The organism is Flavobacterium cheongpyeongense, assembly GCF_003202435.1.
In the GTDB taxonomy this organism is placed as follows: Bacteria; Bacteroidota; Bacteroidia; order Flavobacteriales; family Flavobacteriaceae; genus Flavobacterium; species Flavobacterium cheongpyeongense.
Window position 1 is genome coordinate 61614 of sequence record NZ_QJHK01000006.1, and the last position, 17336, is coordinate 78949.

Genomic DNA, 17336 nt, shown 5'->3' on the forward strand with positions numbered 1-17336 from the left:
CAAATCTCTGTGAAACAACTACAATACTAATGGCACTTTTCTAAATTCATCTTCTTCGTTGCTTTCGATTCCTAATGCTTTGTAGATATAATAGAAAGTAGATAAAATTTCTGGTTTTCCGTCAATTAAAGCAACGTCGTGTTCGAAATGCGCACTTGGCTTTCCGTCAGCGGTCAGGATTGTCCAGCCGTCTTTAAGCTGTTTGATGTTTCTTGTTCCCATGTTGATCATAGGCTCAATGGCTACCACCATTCCTTCAACAAAAAGTTTTCCTCTTCCTTTTTTACCGTAGTTTGGCATTTCAGGTGCTTCGTGCATTTTTTGTCCAACACCATGCCCTACCAGTTCGCGAACCACTCCATAGCCGTGTGCTTCAGTATATTTCTGAATAGCATTTCCTACATCTTCAACACGGTTTCCAGCTTTAAATTCCCTGATTCCTACGTAAAGGGATTCTTTGGTGACCTGCAAAAGTTTTTTGGTTTCTGGGGCAACTTCACCAATTTCAAAACTATAGGCGTGATCTCCGTGGAAACCATTTTTAAAAGCACCACAATCAACCGAAATTACATCTCCGTTTTGTAAAGGGGTATTGTTCGGAATTCCATGAACTACCTGAGCATTTGGACTCATGCAAAGTGAATTAGGAAAATCATATAATCCAAGAAAACTTGGTACTGCACCGTGATCACGAATAAATTCTTCGGCTAATTTGTCAAGATATAATGTAGTGACTCCTTCTTTTATTTCAGAAGCAATCATTCCTAATGTTTTCGATACGATCAAAGCACTTTCGCGCATTAATTCTATTTCCTCACGGGTTTTTTGGATAATCATATTTTTCAGATTTTCAGTTTGCAAAAGTACAATTTTAATCTTAATTTTTTTAAAGTTGATTTTGAAATTAATTGGGACTAAAATTTTCAATTACTTATTTGAAAATCAAACCAGCTATTGAATTCTAACATTTTTTTAAAAGTGCATTTCAGAAAAAAGGCATAAATTAGTAATAAAACCTTGTTCATCATGAAAACTATTACAGATCAGGATATAGCCAAAATACAGGCTCTTAAGAAAATGAAAAGAAGTGCTTTGGCACTTTTGGGAGTAGCAGTTCTGTTGTTTATAATTGCTATTTATTTTAAAATCCCGATACTGCAGGCTTTTAGCGAGGCAGCAATGGTGGGCGGAATTGCCGATTGGTTTGCAGTTGTGGCTTTGTTTCGGCATCCGCTTGGAATCCCAATTTGGCATACAGCGATTATTCCGACTAAGAAAAATGAAATAGGGGATAATTTAGGGAATTTCGTTTCAGAGGAATTTCTGGATCGCGAAAAACTGGAAGGTAAACTTGATGAATTCAATTTTGCATTGAAAACCTCTGACTGGCTTTCGCAACAAAAGAATGCGGAAAATATCGCAAATGCGGTTGCCGCAAATGTGATTCCGGGAGTTTTAAGAACCATAAAGGATGAAGATGTAAAACGATTTATACAGCTGCAGTTTGCTGAAAAAATAGAAGGAATAAATTTTGGCGATTGGGTTGCTGTTGCTTTGGAACCGCTGCAAAAAGGAGAGTTGAAAAATCAAATGCTGACTAATCTTCTTGAGGTAATGAGCAGCGAGCTCACTAACAATAAAGATTTGATTCGACAAAAAGTCAAGACTTCAACGCCGTTTTTAAGTTTCGGTTTCGCTGATAAAAGTATTACAGAAGGTGTTTTTAATGGTTTGCAGGATTTTTTAAATGAAGCTAAAAATCCAGATAGCGAAGTGCGTATCAAAATTGATGAATATATATATGATTTTCTTGAAAAGGTAAAAAAATCAGAAGATATGAGAATTAAAATTAATGATATGATCTTAGATTTCATTGGTAAAAAAGAAGTGCAGGATTATATTAACGGAATTTGGGATGAAATAAAATTATCAATAACAACTGACTTAGAGAAAGGTGACGATTCTTCTATTAAAAAAAGTGTTGCAGGTTTCATTCAAACTTTTGGTAACGGAATAAAAGAGGATGCTGTTATGGTTGATAAAATCAATAACTTTATTAAGAATGATTTACTTTCTGTTCTCCTCAATAATAAAAAGGTAATTGGGGATTTAATTGCTTCTACGGTAAAAAGCTGGGATGGAAAAGAGGTTTCTGAAAAATTAGAATTAGAAATAGGAAAAGATCTTCAGTACATCAGAATTAACGGAACTTTAGTAGGCGGACTTATCGGACTCGTAATTTATGGGGCTGAATGGACATATCATTACTTTGTAATGTAGATAAAAGTAAAAAGAGACAAATCCTAAAACTTGTCTCTTTTCTATTTAAAAAAGTGGTTTTCTATAATAATTCTATAATAATGAATGACAAGTCATTGCTTCAGGCTGTGGAACGCCCATTAATTCTAAAATAGTAGGGGCAATATCGCCTAAAACACCATTTTGAATATTTTTTAATTCCTTGTCAACCAAAATAATAGGCACCGGGTTTGTGGTGTGCGCTGTATTTGGGCTTCCGTCTGGATTGATCATCGTTTCGCAGTTTCCATGATCGGCAATCACAATGGTTGTATAGTTGTTTTCAAGGGCAGCTTCAATGACTTGTTTTGCACAGGCATCAACCGCTTCGCAAGCTTTGATTGCAGCTTCCATGATCCCGGTATGACCAACCATATCACCATTTGCAAAATTAAGGCACACAAAATCTACTTCGCCTTTATTTAATTCAGGAACAAGAGCACTTGTAAGTTCGTATGCACTCATTTCAGGCTGTAAATCGTAGGTGGCAACTTTTGGAGAATTTCTTAAAATACGTGATTCTCCTTCAAAAGGTGTTTCTCTTCCTCCCGAGAAGAAAAAGGTTACGTGTGGATATTTTTCAGTTTCAGCAATACGAATTTGTTTTTTTCCGGCTTTTTCTAAAACTTCACCAAGAGTTTCTGTAATATTATCCTTGTTATATACCACTTTTACGTTTTGGTAAGTTTCATCGTAGTTGGTAAGCGTTACATAATACAAGTTTAATTTGTGCATGTTTTGCTCATGAAAATCTTGTTGAGAAAGTGCTTCGGTAAGCTCGCGCCCTCTGTCAGTCCTGAAATTGAAGAAGATCACAACATCACCTTCTGTTATTGTTGCTAATGGTTTTTCTTCTTCATCAACCATAACAATTGGAGCAATAAATTCATCAGTAATATCTTTTGAATAGCTTTCAAGAATACTGGCAACAGCATTTTTTGACGGAGTCCCTATTGCATTTACGACCAAATCGTAAGCCAGTTTTACACGTTCCCAGCGTTTATCACGATCCATTGCATAATAACGCCCAACAATTGAGGCAATTTTTACCGGAGTATCTTTAATATGATTTTCTAAATCCTGAATGTATTTAGCGCCTGATTTTGGATCAACATCACGTCCGTCTGTAAAAGCGTGAACGAATACCTTTTCTAAACCATATTCCTGAGAAGCATCTATAAGCCCACGTAAATGTGATGTGTGTGAGTGGACACCTCCATCAGAAACCAGTCCTAAAAAATGTACTTTTTTATTGTTCTCTTTTGCGTAAGTAAAAGCGTCAACAAGAATTTGTTCCTTAGCCAGTGTTTGGTGTGCAACTGCCAGGTTTATTTTGGCTAAATCCTGATAAACGATTCTTCCCGCACCAAGATTCATATGTCCTACTTCACTATTTCCCATCTGACCTTCCGGTAAACCTACGTTTAATCCGTCAGTACGAAGCTGAGCACTTGGATAGTTTTGGTAAAGACTGTTTATAAATGGAACATTTGCATTGTCTATTGCAGATACTTTAGGGTCAGGAGATTTCCCCCAACCATCTAAAATCATAAGGACTACTTTTTTATTCATTGGTTTTTAGTTTTTGGCAAAGATAAGCCATTTATAAAACACGCAAGAAACAATGGTAACAATTATATTTTATAAAAGGAAGCATGTCAAAAAATAATAATTTATTTAAAGAAGGCTTTGTTTTTTAAAATTAATGCAGGAGGGCAGGCACTTCGATGATTAGTGAAACACAATTTATAAATAATTTTATTGATTTTTTTGTTGTTGTATATCTAAATTATATCAAGGATTTGATTTTCTGTTGATTATGTTTTGAAAGTGTAAATTATATTCATTAAACAAGGTAAATTCCTGCAAAATAAAATGATATATTTAGCTTTATTTAACTTTTTTTGCGATTAAGTGTTAAATTTTGAGTAAAAATCACCTAATTTAGTGATGTTAAGTTCTGTAATTGCAAATAAAGTATACATTTGTCAAATCCCAAATCAAGTATAACCTAAACGTAACCAATGATTTATAAGATTTATCCCGCAATTTTATTTTTGTTTTTGTCTTTTGGTACAGATACTAAAAATAATACTGAAGCTAAAGAAGTAACAGGAAATAGCATTGCTAAAGTTGAAAAACTAGCTATTGATGCTAAAATTGAAAATATTTATAACACATTAAACACAAACAATTTTGTTCTGCCGGAATTTCGGACTTTTACCGAAGCCTTAAAAGGATTTTACTTATTGAAAGAAAAAGGCGTTGTTCAGAAAGATATTTTAACGCTGATTGATTTCGGTCTTTCATCATCAATAAAACGTCTATGGGTTATTGATTTAAACACCAATTCGATTCTGTTCCAGTCCCTTGTAGCTCACGGAAAAAATACAGGTGAAGAGTTTGCTTCTGCATTTTCTAATATTAATTCATCATACAAAAGCAGCCTTGGCTTTTATGCAACCGGTGAAATTTATAAGGGAAAGCATGGTATTTCATTACGTCTGGATGGTTTAGAAAAGGGTGTAAATGATCAGGCCCGTAAAAGAGGCGTTGTGATGCATGGAGCTGATTATGTTTCTGAATCGTTTATCAGAGAGCATAAAAGACTAGGCAGAAGTCAGGGGTGTCCTGCGATTCCTGTTGAATTAACTGCCGAAATTATTCAGACTATAAAAGGCAAATCATGTTTGTATATCTATCATCCGTCAAGAAGTTTTCCTATAGAGGAACTAATTTCGTAATTTAGCGTACAAATCTTCATCAAGATCATAAACATCATATCTGAAAATCAATTGATTTTTTTCGCTCCATGCGGTCCAGTACCATTGATATAATTTGTATTTTTTGGTAATTTTAATACTGGTTGTTTTTTTACGGGCGATAATGGTATCTATTTTGTCTTTCGACCAGTTTTTAGAGTCGTCTAAAATATGCCGGGCCAATTCCAATGGATTTTCTACACGCACACATCCGGAACTTAAAGAACGATTGCTTCTTTCAAAATAATTCCGGTGATTGGTATCATGTAAATAGACACTGTAATTGTTAGGAAACATAATTTTTATTAATCCTAAAGAATTGTAATAACCTGGTTTTTGGATATATCTATAACTGCGAGGTTTGTTAATGTTCCAGTTTGCCGGGTCGACTTCATGTCCGGCAGTATTATAAATAGTAATGTTTTTGTTTTTTAAATAATTCCGGTTGCGTTTCATTGCCGGAACAACATCTTCCTTTAAAATAGTAGGAGGTACTGTCCATGTTGGATTGAAGACGATGCTTTTAAGTGTTGATGTTAAAACCGGTGTTTTTCTTTTGCTGGTTCCGACTACTACATTTCTGACAGCTGTCGTATCATTTTTTTCTACAACATGCAATTTAAAATCAGGAATGTTTACTATAAAATAATTTTCTGAAAATTCGTTTGGATACCATCTCCAGCGCTCTAAATTAGCAATAATCTGATGTTTTCTTTTTTCTTTAGAAATGTTCATGGCATGAATAGTGCTTGCTCCAATGACACCGTCCGGTATTAACCCATGACGGGACTGGAATTTCTTTACAGCTTCAAGTGTTTTACTGTCGTATATAGTGGTTAAACTATCTTTTCCTGACATATCATTCCAGTATAAAAGCCTTTTTTTAATGTTGATTAAGGCGGGATTAGTGTCTTTAAATACTATTTTTTCTGAGGCTTCAATAGTTTTAATATTATCATCAGGAAAATCATTAATGAGTTTCAGGGCTTTTAATAACTGTTTGTAAGTTGGTGATTTTGATTGAATGTTTTTGACTAAACTGTCTAAAGTGTTATGGTTGAAGCTTTTTACTAAGGCTGTGTTTATTTTCAGATCCTTGTCTTCAAGTGCCCAATCACGGTATAAATATTTTGGGTTTAATTTTCCCTCATATAAATGTATAACGTATTTCTCAAAATTATGAGTAAGTAAGAGATCATACTCTGCGAGTTGTTTGTTATTTAGTTTGTTGATTTGGGTTTCGTAAAGATTCATCTTTTTTACCCGATAATCATTAGGATTTAATCCCAACTCATCTGATTTTTTTAGTTGTGATAAAACATAGCTTCTTTTTTTAAGATTTCCCCAAATAGTTTTATTGTCAGATGAGAGATAAAATTGCTTTAATGTTTCACTTTTATAAGCATTAATAAGAGCAGTATCTATGTCGATAGTCCGCGCATCCGTAATAACGATGGCGGGTAAGGCTTTTTTTGTTTTTTGGACTGCGTTTTTTTGATCTTTTTTACAACTTATAAAAACACACAATAGCAACAAAATGTAAAGTTTATTCATTTGTATAATTTTTTGTACATTAAATAATGTTCTCCAACTTCGGGAATTTCAAAAGAATTTCCTTTGATTTCATATCCCATTTTTTTATAAAATCCAATAGCAGCCGTGCGTGCATTGAACCATATTAAATCAATCTGGTTTGAAATACAGTAAGCTTCACTGTGTTTCACGAGGGCTTGTCCCAGACCTCTCTTCTGACAAGACTCTACAATTGCCATGCCGCGAATTTGAGACTGTGAATTTTCTGCAAATATAGGATTGGTTTTTAAAAACAATGAAATTATTCCTGTTAAACAAGAATTTTCGAATAATCCAAAATGATGAGTTGTTTCTAAATCATCGCCGTCAAAAGCGCAGGATTCAAGAGGTTTTTCTTTTCGAAGTACAGGATGTCTTATAATAAAAGTTTCCTGAGCGGTTATTTCTTTAATTAATGTCATGTTTTGAATAAAAAAACAAAGCTATAACATTTTAATTTTAAATGAATTACTAGAGATAGTGATTTTTAATTTATTTTTTTTCAAAAAAAGCTTGTTTTAAAGCTTACTTATTTTTTATATTTGCACCACAGTAATGCGAAAGTAGCTCAGTTGGTAGAGCTCCAGCCTTCCAAGCTGGTTGTCGCGAGTTCGAGCCTCGTCTTTCGCTCTAATCGAAACTTAGGTTTAGATTTAAATTTAAATAATTTTGTTTTTTATTTTGCTGAAAGATTAAATTGTTTATATTTGCACCCTGTTAATGCGAAAGTAGCTCAGTTGGTAGAGCTCCAGCCTTCCAAGCTGGTTGTCGCGAGTTCGAGCCTCGTCTTTCGCTCTTTAAAATCCTCAAACAATTTGTTTGAGGATTTTTTTTTAACCCTAATTTAAATTACTTAAATCACTTTCAGGATCTAATTCTGTTGGAAGCTGATTTTGTTGAAATAATCGGGCCGACAAATTTCCTTTCAAAGTAATTTTTTCTCCTTTTATTTCAAGCCAGCTGCCTTCTCTTAGTCCTAAAACCGGAACTGAATTAAACGCATGAAATTCATGTATACGTTCCTCACGGGTTTCTCCCATGTGCTTCGATTCTAAGGCGGCGTCTAAATAATGCGGATTTAAATTAAATGAAATCAGTCCTAAAGTTTGAAAGCTTGGAGGATAAACAATAGGCATGTCATTTGTAGTTTGCATCGAAAGGCCACAAATATTGCTTCCGGCACTGGTTCCTAAATAAGGTGTTCCATTTTTTACAGTTTCAGAAAGAAGCTGCATGATATTTTTTCTGTATAATTGACTGACTAGTAAAAAAGTGTTTCCTCCACCTGTAAATATTCCTTCGGCCTCTTTTATGGCTGTTTCCGGATTTTCAAATTCATGAATTCCTTTTACTGAAATATTGATGCTCAGAAAAACTTCGGTTGCTTTTTGAGTGTATTCATCATGAGAAATTCCGCCAGGACGGGCATAGGGAATAAATAAAATACTTTTACAATTTTTAAAATGCGATTCTAAGACAGGAAGTAAGTATTCTAAATAACGTTCTTCGTGCAGTGTAGAAGTGCTGGCAATAATAATTTTTTTCATAAATTCTAGAATAGGTTCTTTTTTGTTAAAGGTATTAAAAAGGGTGTTTTTATAGTTAAGGGCTTTTTAAATTAACATATTTTTACCAAGCTGTTAGCACTAAATTTGGAACACATTAGGATATTTTTACATTTTTAAGAATAATTCTAATTTTATCATTTTGATTAACAAAATTATCTGTTTTTGTGGATTGTTTCTTTGTCAGACTGCTTGGGTTCAGGGTCAGGAACGAGCTGTTTTAAACGGAAGAATTATTTCAAATACCAATGATCTGGAAGGCGTGTATGTTATTAATGCGCAAACCGAAGTAATGTCAACTACAACAGTTGGCGGGCTTTTTTCTATAACGGCTAAAAGTGGTGATACACTGGTTTTTTCGTCGATTCAGTTTAAGGAAACCCGAGTTGTACTAACAAAGGAAGATTTTTCAAATCTCAATTTTACTGTAAAATTAAATCTCCTGATGCATCAGTTGCAGGAAGTGATTATTAAACGATACGACAATATTAATGCTGTGGCTTTAGGTATTATTCCTTCCGGACAAAAAAGTTATACAGCAGCAGAGAGAAAATTACATACAGCAACTGCTTTAAATGCAACTGCAAATGCCGGAACAATGGCGGGAGGCTCTCTCTCTGCGGATCCATTATTCAACTTTTTTTCAGGACGTACGGCAATGTTGAAAAAAGAAGTTGCTGTAGAGAAAAAAGAATTTTTTATGAGGCTTTTAGAAAACATGTTCACATTGGATCATTTTGTCGAGAGACTTAAAATTCCGGTTGAATATGTAAAAGGTTTTGAATATTATGCTGTTGAAAATGAAAAGTTTACAAAAATTTTAAATTCTAAAAATAAAACCTCGACTGAATTTTTGTTAGGCGAGCTGGCTGTTAAATACAAAGAAATAATTGCAAGTGAAGTTAAATAATACATTATACATCATTATACTTTTTATTGTTCAGATTTCTTTTGGGCAAACTTCTGGCAATAAAGAAATCCAGGGGCAAATTTTTGAACAGTCTACTGTTGTCGATGGTGTAAATATTATTAACAACAACACTCAGGTGACGGCCGTTTCAGACACAAACGGTATGTTTTCTATTGTGGTAAAAGAAGGAGATGTTTTGGTTTTTTCGTCAGTAAATTTAGAGCCTTTAAAACGTAGGATTAGTGCTGAAGATCTGGCTTCAAATTCAATTACGATAAAAATGTCAGCGAAAGAAATTGAGCTGAAAGAAGTTGTCGTAAATGAGAATGCCAATATTACAGCAGAAAATCTCGGAATTATTCCGAAAGGACAAAAAAAATACACACCGGCTGAAAGAAAGGTTTATACAGCGACATCAACTTCTGTAGATAAGTTACTAAATGCAATCTCTGGAAGGACTACAATGCTGAAAAAGGAGGTGAAAGTAGAGAAAAAAGAAGCCCTCTTCAGAAAGATGGAATATCTTTTTGAAGAAGCATATTATACAGATCGCCTTAAAATTCCGTTAGAATATATAAAAGGATTTCAGCTTTATTGCGTGGATAGTCCTGAATTTGCTGTATCTTTGAATACTAAGAACAAAACCATGAGTATGTTTTTAATAACCGGTTTGGCACAGGAATATCTAACAATTATAGAGCATGAAAAATAAATTAGGAATATTTGCAGTCTGTTTGTTTTGTCAATTCATAATGGGGCAGACTTATTCGAGAAAACCTTTGCATGGGCAGGTAGTTAATAGTTCGCTTCCTATTGAAACAGGGAATGTGATGAATATAAATTCTAATACTAGAACCTTTATAGGAGCAAATGGATTATTTGATATTCTGGCAAGACCTAAAGATACTTTGGTGTTTACCGGCATGGCATTTCAGTCCAAAAAAATTGTATTGACCGAAAAAGACTGTACAGAAGGACTTTTTTCAGTGCGTTTGGATTTAGTGAATGTTGAATTGAAAGAGGTTTTGGTGCATAAAGAGTTAAAAGTAAAATCACTACAAGGGGGCTCTCAGGAAGTTGTGGATATGCAATTCGAAGATGACCGGCAGTCTACACCTAAGAATACGGTCATGTATTCTGATCAGACAATTAAGTACGGAATCGATTTTGTCCGAATTTTCAAAGACGTTAAAAAATTGCTTCTCAAAGATAAAGAAGTAGAAGAGGAAGTTATAAGTGATATTGCTTTTGTTGCTTATGCTAAGGATAATTTTACAAAGGACTTTTATACCAAAACATTAGGACTGAAAGAAGATGAAATCGATTTGTTTTTAATGTACTGCTCTAACGATTCTGAATCTAAAAGGCATTTAAAAACCGATCAGAAATTTGAATTGATCGATTTTATGATCAATAAAAATAAAGATTTTAAAAATGCTGAGGTAAAACAAAAATGAAAAAGAATGTAATGTATTCCTTAATCGGAATATTATTTTTAGCACTATCTTCTTTTGTATTCCATAAATTTTACATGGGGATTTTTCAGGTGAATTATGCAGCCGAAAAAAAAATGATTCAGATTACCTCCAGAATATTTGTGGATGATCTCAATAAAGGAATTGAAAAAAAATACAATAAAAAGACATTTTTAGGAACCGATAAGGAAACTCAGGCAGATATTGATTTATTGAAAAAATACCTTTCTGAAAATTTCAGCATAAAAATCAATGGTCAGCTAAAATCAATTATTTTTCTATCCAAAGAAATTGAGGCTGATGATATTTTGATTTGTTATTCCAGAATTCCAGCAGTTGAAAAATTTAAAACATTAGAAATCTCAAATACTATTTTGACTGATTGGAATGCAGAACAACAAAATGTTACACATATTTCAGCATTTGGCACTAAAAGAAGTATTCTTTTTACAGAATCTTCAAGGAAAGAAGTGTTAAAGTATTAATGAACAAACAAGTTTGTTATTTTAATTGCTATTTTCACAGCATCAAAAAAATCCAATAAATATTTATGAGAAGACTTTCATTACTATTGCTTTTTCCTGCGGTGTTATTTGCCCAGGAAAAAAATACAACTGTTACACCAAAACAACAGGGAAAGTATGATACGAACAAGTTTAGTCAAATGTATGATTTGATGGCTACTCCAAATATGTTTCGTACAGCATCAGGAGCTCCCGGTCCTGCCTATTATCAACAGCAGGCAGATTATAAGATTGATATTGAACTTGATGATAAAAACTCAAAATTAAGTGGATCTGAAACCATTACCTATTCAAATAATTCACCGGACAGTTTAGAGTATTTATGGATACAGCTAGATCAAAATCAGGCCAAAGCCAACACGCAGTCTACTTTAGCAGAAGGAGAAAAAATTAATCAGGTATTGCCTCTGGAAGGATTTTCAAGTAAATATTTAAAGAAGGATTTAGAACGTGGTTTTAATATTGAACATGTAAAAGATCCTAAAGGAAATCCCATGTCTTATACCATCAACGAAACGATGATGCGTATTAATTTGGATAAACCATTAAAGCCTGGAGAAAAGATTTCATTTTCTGTAAAATGGTGGTATAATATCAATAATTACAGGAAAGAAGGAGGGCGTTCCGGATATGAACTGTTCGAAAAAGATGGAAATAAATTATACGTAATTGCTCAGTTTTATCCTAGAATGGCAGTTTATAACGATGTGGAAGGCTGGCAGAATATGCAGTTCTGGGGAAGTGGGGAATTTGCCTTGCCTTTCGGGAATTTTGATGTAAACATTACGGTTCCTGCCGATCACGTTATTGATGCAACGGGAGAATTAATAAACAGAAGTGAAGTTTTTACTGCAGAACAGGTAAAACGTTATGAACAGGCTCAAAAGTCATTTGATAAACCAGTCGTAATTGTAACGCAAGCTGAAGCTGAAGTTGCTGAAAAAGGATTTTCTGAAAAGAAAAAAACATGGAAATTCAGTGCGAAAAATGTACGTGATTTTGGAATTGCTTCGTCAAGAAAATTTATTTACGATGCAATGGCTGTGAAATTAGGTGGAAAAATCGTAATGGCAGAATCCGTTTACCCAAAAGAAGCAAATCCGCTTTGGGGAGAAACTTCAACCATGACTGTAGCACATACTCTAAAAAGCTATTCTTCGCACACATTTGATTATCCGTATCCAAAGGCGGTATCCGTTTCAGCAGAAGATCAGGGCATGGAATATCCGATGATTTGCTGGAATTTTGGTCGTCCTGATGAAAATGGAGTCACAAGCAAAGAAGTTAAAAACGGAATGATTGGTGTCGTAATTCATGAAGTTGGTCATACTTTCTTTCCAATGATTGTAAATTCGGATGAGCGCCAATGGACCTGGATGGACGAAGGGTTAAATTCGTTTTTGGAGTATTTGGCTGAACAGGAATTAGATCCGAAATTCCCTTCAAGACGTGGCCCTGCAAAAAACATCGTTCCTTATATGAGCGGAGACCAGAAGTTTTTGGAGCCTATTATGTCAAATTCTGAAACGATTCATCAATTTGGAAATAACGCTTACGGAAAACCGGCTACAGGACTTAATATTCTGAGAGAAGTAGTGATGGGAAGAGAATTGTTTGATTATGCTTTTAAAACATACGCAAACAGATGGAAGTTCAAACATCCAACCCCGGAAGATTTTTTCAGAACGATGGAAGACGCATCTGCTGTAGATCTGGACTGGTTCTGGAGAGGATGGTTTTACTCAACTGATTTTGTAGACATCGGAATTAAAGAGGTAAAACAATATTATGTTTCTGAAACCGCCACTACTGATATCAAAGATGTTAAAGTTAGAAAAGGACGCTTCGGTTATGAAAAAGGGCCTTTTGTCTATTTGGTTGCAGGTGATAATACAGAAGTAAATGACTCGAATAAAAAACCTTTAAAAGTTGAAGATTTCAAAGCACTCTCGGATTATATAAACCAAACTTTTACTGCAGAAGAAAAAGCAAGTTTAAGATCGCCTAAATATTTTTATGAAGTCGAATTTAATAAGCCGGGCGGAATGATTATGCCAATTCTTGTTGAAATCACTTATGAAGATGGTACAAAAGACAACTATCAGTATCCTGCACAAATCTGGAGAAAAAACAATGATACAGCCAAAAAGGTTTATGCAACAGAAAAAGCAATCAAAAGCATTCAGATAGATCCAAAATTAATGACTGCCGATATTGATACAGGAAATAATTCCTGGCCAAAAACAGAACAAAAGTCAAAATTTGATTAAAGATGATACAGGAAAGACTCAGAAAAGAGTCTTTCTTTTTTTAAGTTAATTTTAAAACGCACAGTTGCAAAATTTAATATCTTTGTGACACAAAAATAAAAGATATGTTTGGTATAGGAGGAGGAGAATTAGTTTTCATACTATTTATAGTGCTAATGCTTTTTGGTTCAGATAAAGTGCCTGAAATTGCCCGAACAATGGGTAAAGCTATGGCGCAGCTAAAGAATGCAACGAACGATATTAAAAGTGAAATCCAAAAAGGAGCCGAGGCAAATGGTCTTGACTCCAAATCGTTTACAGATATAACAGGGAACATCAATGCTCAAATAAATGATGCCAAGTCAGGTTTATTAGGAGAAACTACTAATTTACTGGGGGATACTGCCTCAGAAATTGAAAAAGTAAAAGAAGATATTGATTCCATTTCAGGACCTGTAAAACGCCAAATATAATATGCTTGAAAAAATACAAGAATTAGACTCCAATTTGCTGGTTTACCTGAATAGTTTAGGTTCTGAAACATTCGACCCGCTTTGGCTCATTATTACAAAACAAGTTTACTGGACACCTCTTTTTTTATTAATGTTTTATCTTATATATAAAAAAATAGGAGGAAAACAAACCTTGTATTTATTGCTTTTTATAGCTGTTTTACTTGCTTTTACGGATCAGGCAACTAATTTTTTTAAAAATACTTTTCAGCGTTTACGTCCTTGTAACAATCCAGAAATCAATACGATTATAAGGGTAGTACAATCTCGAAAATCATACAGCTTTTTCTCAGGGCATGCGGCCAATACAATGGCTGTTGCCACCTTTTTATACCTCGTTTTAAAACGCCATTTCAAGTATTTAGGATTCTTGTTTTTATGGCCTTTAATCTTCGCCTATAGCCGTATCTATTTAGGTTTACATTACCCGGGAGACATCTTCACAGGTTATTTCTTCGGTGTTATTTTCGGATTTTTGATGTTCAAAATCTATCAAAATTTAAAACCAAAATACTTTCCGGGATAATACTTTTGTCATCCTGAGCGTAGTCGAAGGAAGGAGCTGTTTCCGGCTGTCCGCTATATCTTTTTATTTTTAAAGGAAAAATAAAAAGGATGCCGCTTCCATCCGGGCTAGGGCAAGTGTTTTCAAAAGAAAATATTAGTTCAAAAGAATCGTTTTCTCACTCCATTCCAATCCATCTGGTAGTTCCTGTCTGCTAAATTCAATATGAATGACCCTTCGCCTTTCATTATTTGTAGTTTTATTGGAAGCATGAAATAATAAAGGTTTCATAATCATAATACCGCCTTTTTCAACTTCACAAATCGTTTCTTTTTCGTTTTCAAAATCCAGGTTTTCAATTCTTAGAATTCCTTTTGAATGCGAATTATTAATCACCTTCAAGGCGCCATTATCTTTTGTAGTTTTGTCAATATGAATTCTGATAGTGAAATTATCTTCAAGAATTGCTGCAGGAGGCTGAACCGCAAACTGATTTTGTTTTACTGTCCAGTTTTCAAAATTGTCAATCTCGATTCTCTTATCGACAGAAATAGTCAGATCCTGATGATAAGCCACAAACCAATTTGATTTCTCGGGCTTGTCAAAATAGATGGATTTGGTTATAAAATATCCTTTTCCAAAAGTGTTTTCAATAATACCTTTTAAACTTTGGTTAAAAATAAAATCCAAAGTTTCCGGAACCTCTTTGTGAAATTGTCTGATGGCAAACAAATCCTGGGATTTTCTAAAAGTTGCATTTTCAGGATTATTTTTGGTTCTGTTTTCAATCAGAGAAATTAAGTTATCAATTTCGCTTTCGTTGTAAACCTGATTTATGATTGTATAACCTTTAGAATTTATTTGGCGCTCGTAACTCATTATTGGTATTTTTAAATAGCGTTCTGCTTTTGCTGCAGGTAAATTGATAATAAAGTAAAAATGGCTTTAGCCAAAAAAAACGATATTATAAAATCCTGCTCACCGTCAACCCATCACGAATAGGCAGCAAAACCGTTTCTACTCTAGGATCATTTTTTAAAAGTAAATTGTATTCTAAAAGCACTTTGGTACTAACATCGTTCGGATGAACCGGTTCCAGGATTTTTCCGCTCCACAACACATTATCAGACAAAATGACTCCGCCCTTATTCATTTTAGGAACAATCATTTCCCAGTAATTGATATAGTTTTCTTTATCGGCATCAATAAAAACCAAATCAAATTTTACGTCCAGAGTCGGAATAATATCGATTGCTTCACCTAAATGCTGAAAAATCTGTGGTCCCCATAGAGAAGCATCAAAATACTTACGTTGGAAATCAACTAATTCCTCTTTAATATCAATAGTATGCAATTGCCCGCTTTCCTGCATTCCTTCGCATAAACACAAAGCAGCATAACCAGTATAAGTTCCAATTTCCAAAATATTCACCGGTCGGATCAATTTAGACAACATGCTTAAAACACGACCCTGGAAATGTCCGCTCAGCATTCTGGGCAAAAGGATTTTCTGGTAGGTTTCTTTATTTAATTTAGCTAACAACTCCGGTTCTTTTTCAGAATGCTGTTCGATATAATCTTCTAATTCCTGTGATATAAAATGCATATAATGGTTTTCTAAAATTGAAGTGCAAAAATACAAAAAATACCGGGTAACTTTTTTGCATAAAAAAACCATTCGTTCTCGCGAATGGTTTGATTTTGAATTTTGGTGAAATTATTTTTTCAATGCTTCATTTACTTCTTTAGCCGTTTTTACTGTTCCGTCTTTAGCAGCTTTAGCAGCAGCTTCTACTTTTTCAGCCCCTTTTTTAGTAGCATCTTTTACTTCCTCTACAGTCTGTTTTGTTTTTTCTTTTGCTTCTTCAGCAGCTTCTTTTGCTTTTTCAGCTGCATTTTGTGCTTTAACAACGGCAGTATCTTTTACTTCTTCAAGATCTGTTGTCAATGAATCTACTTTGTTTCCTAGTGTTAATTCGTCTTCAGGTTTAGTAGCCTTTTTGTCTTCACAAGACTGAACACCGAATGCTAATAAAGCGATAACTGCCAAACTTAAAATTTGTTTTTTCATGATGGATTAATTTTTTAAAATTGATTAAAATATAAAGGTTAAAATGCTGAAAAAATAATAGTACAAATTTTAAAATTAAGCGCTCTTTGCAAGATTATTTTCTATTTGATAGCAAGACAATTCCCGTGCCAAAAAAAATATTTTTTAGCAGGATGCTGGAATTTTTAGCAAAAATATTTTGCCCATTGGTTTTGGTAAAAGAACTGAAAAGTAAAACGGAGTCGAAGTACTTTATAAAAAGGACTCCAACTCCGTTCATTTTTGAAAGTGTTAAATATGTTTTACTTCAATCAGGATTATTTGATTACTAAAACATTTTCACTTTGAGTATAATCATTTAAAGTAATATTAAAAAGGATAGTCAGATCTTTTCCGGTTCTTACTACTCCAAGTGCTGCTGTTGGGGGAGAAATTCCAAAATCATTAAAAGTGATTTGGTTAGAGCCTCTTAAAACAAAATTTCCGTTAACAGCCGTCACACTAATTTGTGTTCTGTATTCTTTGCTCACACCAGAAATAGTATATATTCCGGTTAAGTTCCAGGTTGTTTCGTTTATTTTATCAGCAGATTTTAAAACATATTTAATGTTTTTGTATGTTTTTGTGTCCAGAGCTTCGTAAGCTACATCGTCCATACTTTCTTTGCCGCTTTTTAAGCTCTCTGCAGGTAATATAACTGTTAAGCTATTTATGTCAGTTAGTTTTGAGTCCTTAACCGTTAAGTTGGCTGTGCCGCTTCCGTCTGTAGATTTCATTACCCAATCGTGTACTGTAGAAGTTCCTGCAACTTCAAATTTAGATTTTGTATTAACTGTATAATTTTTTTGACCATTGGTGTAAAGTGTAATTCCTAAACAGATAACTGTTAAAAAAAAAGATTTGAGAGTTTTCAT

General features: G+C 33.9%; 18 protein-coding genes and 2 tRNA genes. 11 read left to right on the forward strand and 9 right to left on the reverse strand.

The window, feature by feature from the left end:
* Positions 1-18: 18 nt before the first annotated feature.
* Positions 19-837 (reverse strand): type I methionyl aminopeptidase, encoded by an 819-nt coding sequence (map, locus tag DMB65_RS08845; RefSeq protein ID WP_110306441.1) that lies wholly within the window; start codon positions 835-837, stop codon positions 19-21.
* Between the two features lie 189 nt (positions 838-1026).
* Between map and DMB65_RS08850 the strand changes: the two genes are divergently transcribed.
* Positions 1027-2280, forward strand: a complete 1254-nt coding sequence (locus DMB65_RS08850; RefSeq protein ID WP_110306293.1) for a DUF445 domain-containing protein — start codon at positions 1027-1029, stop codon at positions 2278-2280.
* 72 nt (positions 2281-2352) lie between these two features.
* Here DMB65_RS08850 and gpmI read toward each other — a convergent pair whose 3' ends face one another.
* Positions 2353-3870, reverse strand: coding sequence for a 2,3-bisphosphoglycerate-independent phosphoglycerate mutase (gpmI, locus tag DMB65_RS08855; protein WP_110306294.1), 1518 nt, complete (start codon positions 3868-3870; stop codon positions 2353-2355).
* A 452-nt stretch (positions 3871-4322) separates the two neighbouring features.
* On the opposite strand from gpmI, the gene DMB65_RS08860 reads away from it, so the two are divergent.
* Positions 4323-5042, forward strand: a complete 720-nt coding sequence (locus tag DMB65_RS08860; RefSeq protein WP_110306295.1) for a murein L,D-transpeptidase catalytic domain family protein — start codon at positions 4323-4325, stop codon at positions 5040-5042.
* On the opposite strand, the gene DMB65_RS08865 is transcribed toward DMB65_RS08860, so the two are convergent.
* Both DMB65_RS08865 and DMB65_RS08870 read right to left on the reverse strand, forming a co-directional pair.
* Positions 5031-6614: a L,D-transpeptidase family protein gene (locus DMB65_RS08865; RefSeq protein WP_110306296.1), complete on the reverse strand. Its 1584-nt coding sequence runs from the start codon at positions 6612-6614 to the stop codon at positions 5031-5033. The two genes, DMB65_RS08860 and DMB65_RS08865, sit on opposite strands and share 12 nt — an antisense overlap.
* Complete coding sequence (locus DMB65_RS08870; RefSeq protein ID WP_110306297.1) at positions 6611-7054, reverse strand: GNAT family N-acetyltransferase; 444 nt, start codon at positions 7052-7054, stop codon at positions 6611-6613. Before DMB65_RS08870 ends, DMB65_RS08865 begins: the two co-directional genes overlap by 4 nt.
* Positions 7055-7189: 135 nt before the next feature.
* Between DMB65_RS08870 and DMB65_RS08875 the strand changes: the two genes are divergently transcribed.
* A tRNA-Gly gene (locus DMB65_RS08875) sits at positions 7190-7262 on the forward strand.
* A 92-nt stretch (positions 7263-7354) separates the two neighbouring features.
* Positions 7355-7427 (forward strand) — tRNA-Gly (locus tag DMB65_RS08880).
* A 44-nt stretch (positions 7428-7471) separates the two neighbouring features.
* Here the strand turns inward: DMB65_RS08880 and pepE are convergent.
* On the reverse strand, positions 7472-8179 hold the full coding sequence (pepE, locus tag DMB65_RS08885) for a dipeptidase PepE (RefSeq protein WP_110306298.1): 708 nt from the start codon (positions 8177-8179) through the stop codon (positions 7472-7474).
* Between the two features lie 160 nt (positions 8180-8339).
* Here pepE and DMB65_RS08890 point away from each other — a divergent pair, with 160 nt between their 5' ends.
* From DMB65_RS08890 to DMB65_RS08920, 7 genes are all read left to right on the forward strand, one after another.
* Positions 8340-9107: a hypothetical protein gene (locus DMB65_RS08890; protein WP_110306299.1), complete on the forward strand. Its 768-nt coding sequence runs from the start codon at positions 8340-8342 to the stop codon at positions 9105-9107.
* Positions 9094-9819, forward strand: coding sequence for a carboxypeptidase-like regulatory domain-containing protein (locus DMB65_RS08895; protein WP_110306300.1), 726 nt, complete (start codon positions 9094-9096; stop codon positions 9817-9819). The genes DMB65_RS08890 and DMB65_RS08895 overlap by 14 nt, the downstream gene beginning before the upstream one ends.
* Positions 9809-10564 (forward strand): hypothetical protein, encoded by a 756-nt coding sequence (locus DMB65_RS08900; RefSeq protein WP_110306301.1) that lies wholly within the window; start codon positions 9809-9811, stop codon positions 10562-10564. Before DMB65_RS08895 ends, DMB65_RS08900 begins: the two co-directional genes overlap by 11 nt.
* Complete coding sequence (locus DMB65_RS08905) at positions 10561-11067, forward strand: DUF6702 family protein (protein ID WP_110306302.1); 507 nt, start codon at positions 10561-10563, stop codon at positions 11065-11067. The genes DMB65_RS08900 and DMB65_RS08905 overlap by 4 nt, the downstream gene beginning before the upstream one ends.
* A 65-nt stretch (positions 11068-11132) precedes the next feature.
* Entirely contained in the window at positions 11133-13376 is a 2244-nt protein-coding gene (locus DMB65_RS08910) for a M1 family metallopeptidase (RefSeq protein WP_110306303.1), read from the forward strand.
* A 104-nt stretch (positions 13377-13480) separates the two neighbouring features.
* Positions 13481-13828, forward strand: coding sequence for a Sec-independent protein translocase subunit TatA/TatB (locus DMB65_RS08915; RefSeq protein ID WP_110306304.1), 348 nt, complete (start codon positions 13481-13483; stop codon positions 13826-13828).
* 1 nt (position 13829) lies between these two features.
* A complete protein-coding gene (locus DMB65_RS08920; protein WP_110306305.1) occupies positions 13830-14393 on the forward strand; it encodes a phosphatase PAP2 family protein in 564 nt (187 codons plus the stop codon).
* Positions 14394-14528: 135 nt separating this feature from the next.
* On the opposite strand, the gene DMB65_RS08925 is transcribed toward DMB65_RS08920, so the two are convergent.
* The 4 genes from DMB65_RS08925 to DMB65_RS08940 form a co-directional block, all read right to left on the reverse strand.
* Positions 14529-15251 (reverse strand): phytanoyl-CoA dioxygenase family protein, encoded by a 723-nt coding sequence (locus DMB65_RS08925; RefSeq protein ID WP_110306306.1) that lies wholly within the window; start codon positions 15249-15251, stop codon positions 14529-14531.
* Positions 15252-15336: 85 nt separating this feature from the next.
* Positions 15337-15978: an O-methyltransferase gene (locus DMB65_RS08930; RefSeq protein WP_110306307.1), complete on the reverse strand. Its 642-nt coding sequence runs from the start codon at positions 15976-15978 to the stop codon at positions 15337-15339.
* 111 nt (positions 15979-16089) lie between these two features.
* Positions 16090-16443 carry a hypothetical protein gene (locus DMB65_RS08935; protein WP_110306308.1) on the reverse strand — a complete coding sequence of 118 codons (354 nt, stop codon included), beginning with the start codon at positions 16441-16443 and terminating at the stop codon, positions 16090-16092.
* A gap of 296 nt (positions 16444-16739) precedes the next feature.
* Positions 16740-17336 carry a YceI family protein gene (locus DMB65_RS08940; protein WP_110306309.1) on the reverse strand — a complete coding sequence of 199 codons (597 nt, stop codon included), beginning with the start codon at positions 17334-17336 and terminating at the stop codon, positions 16740-16742.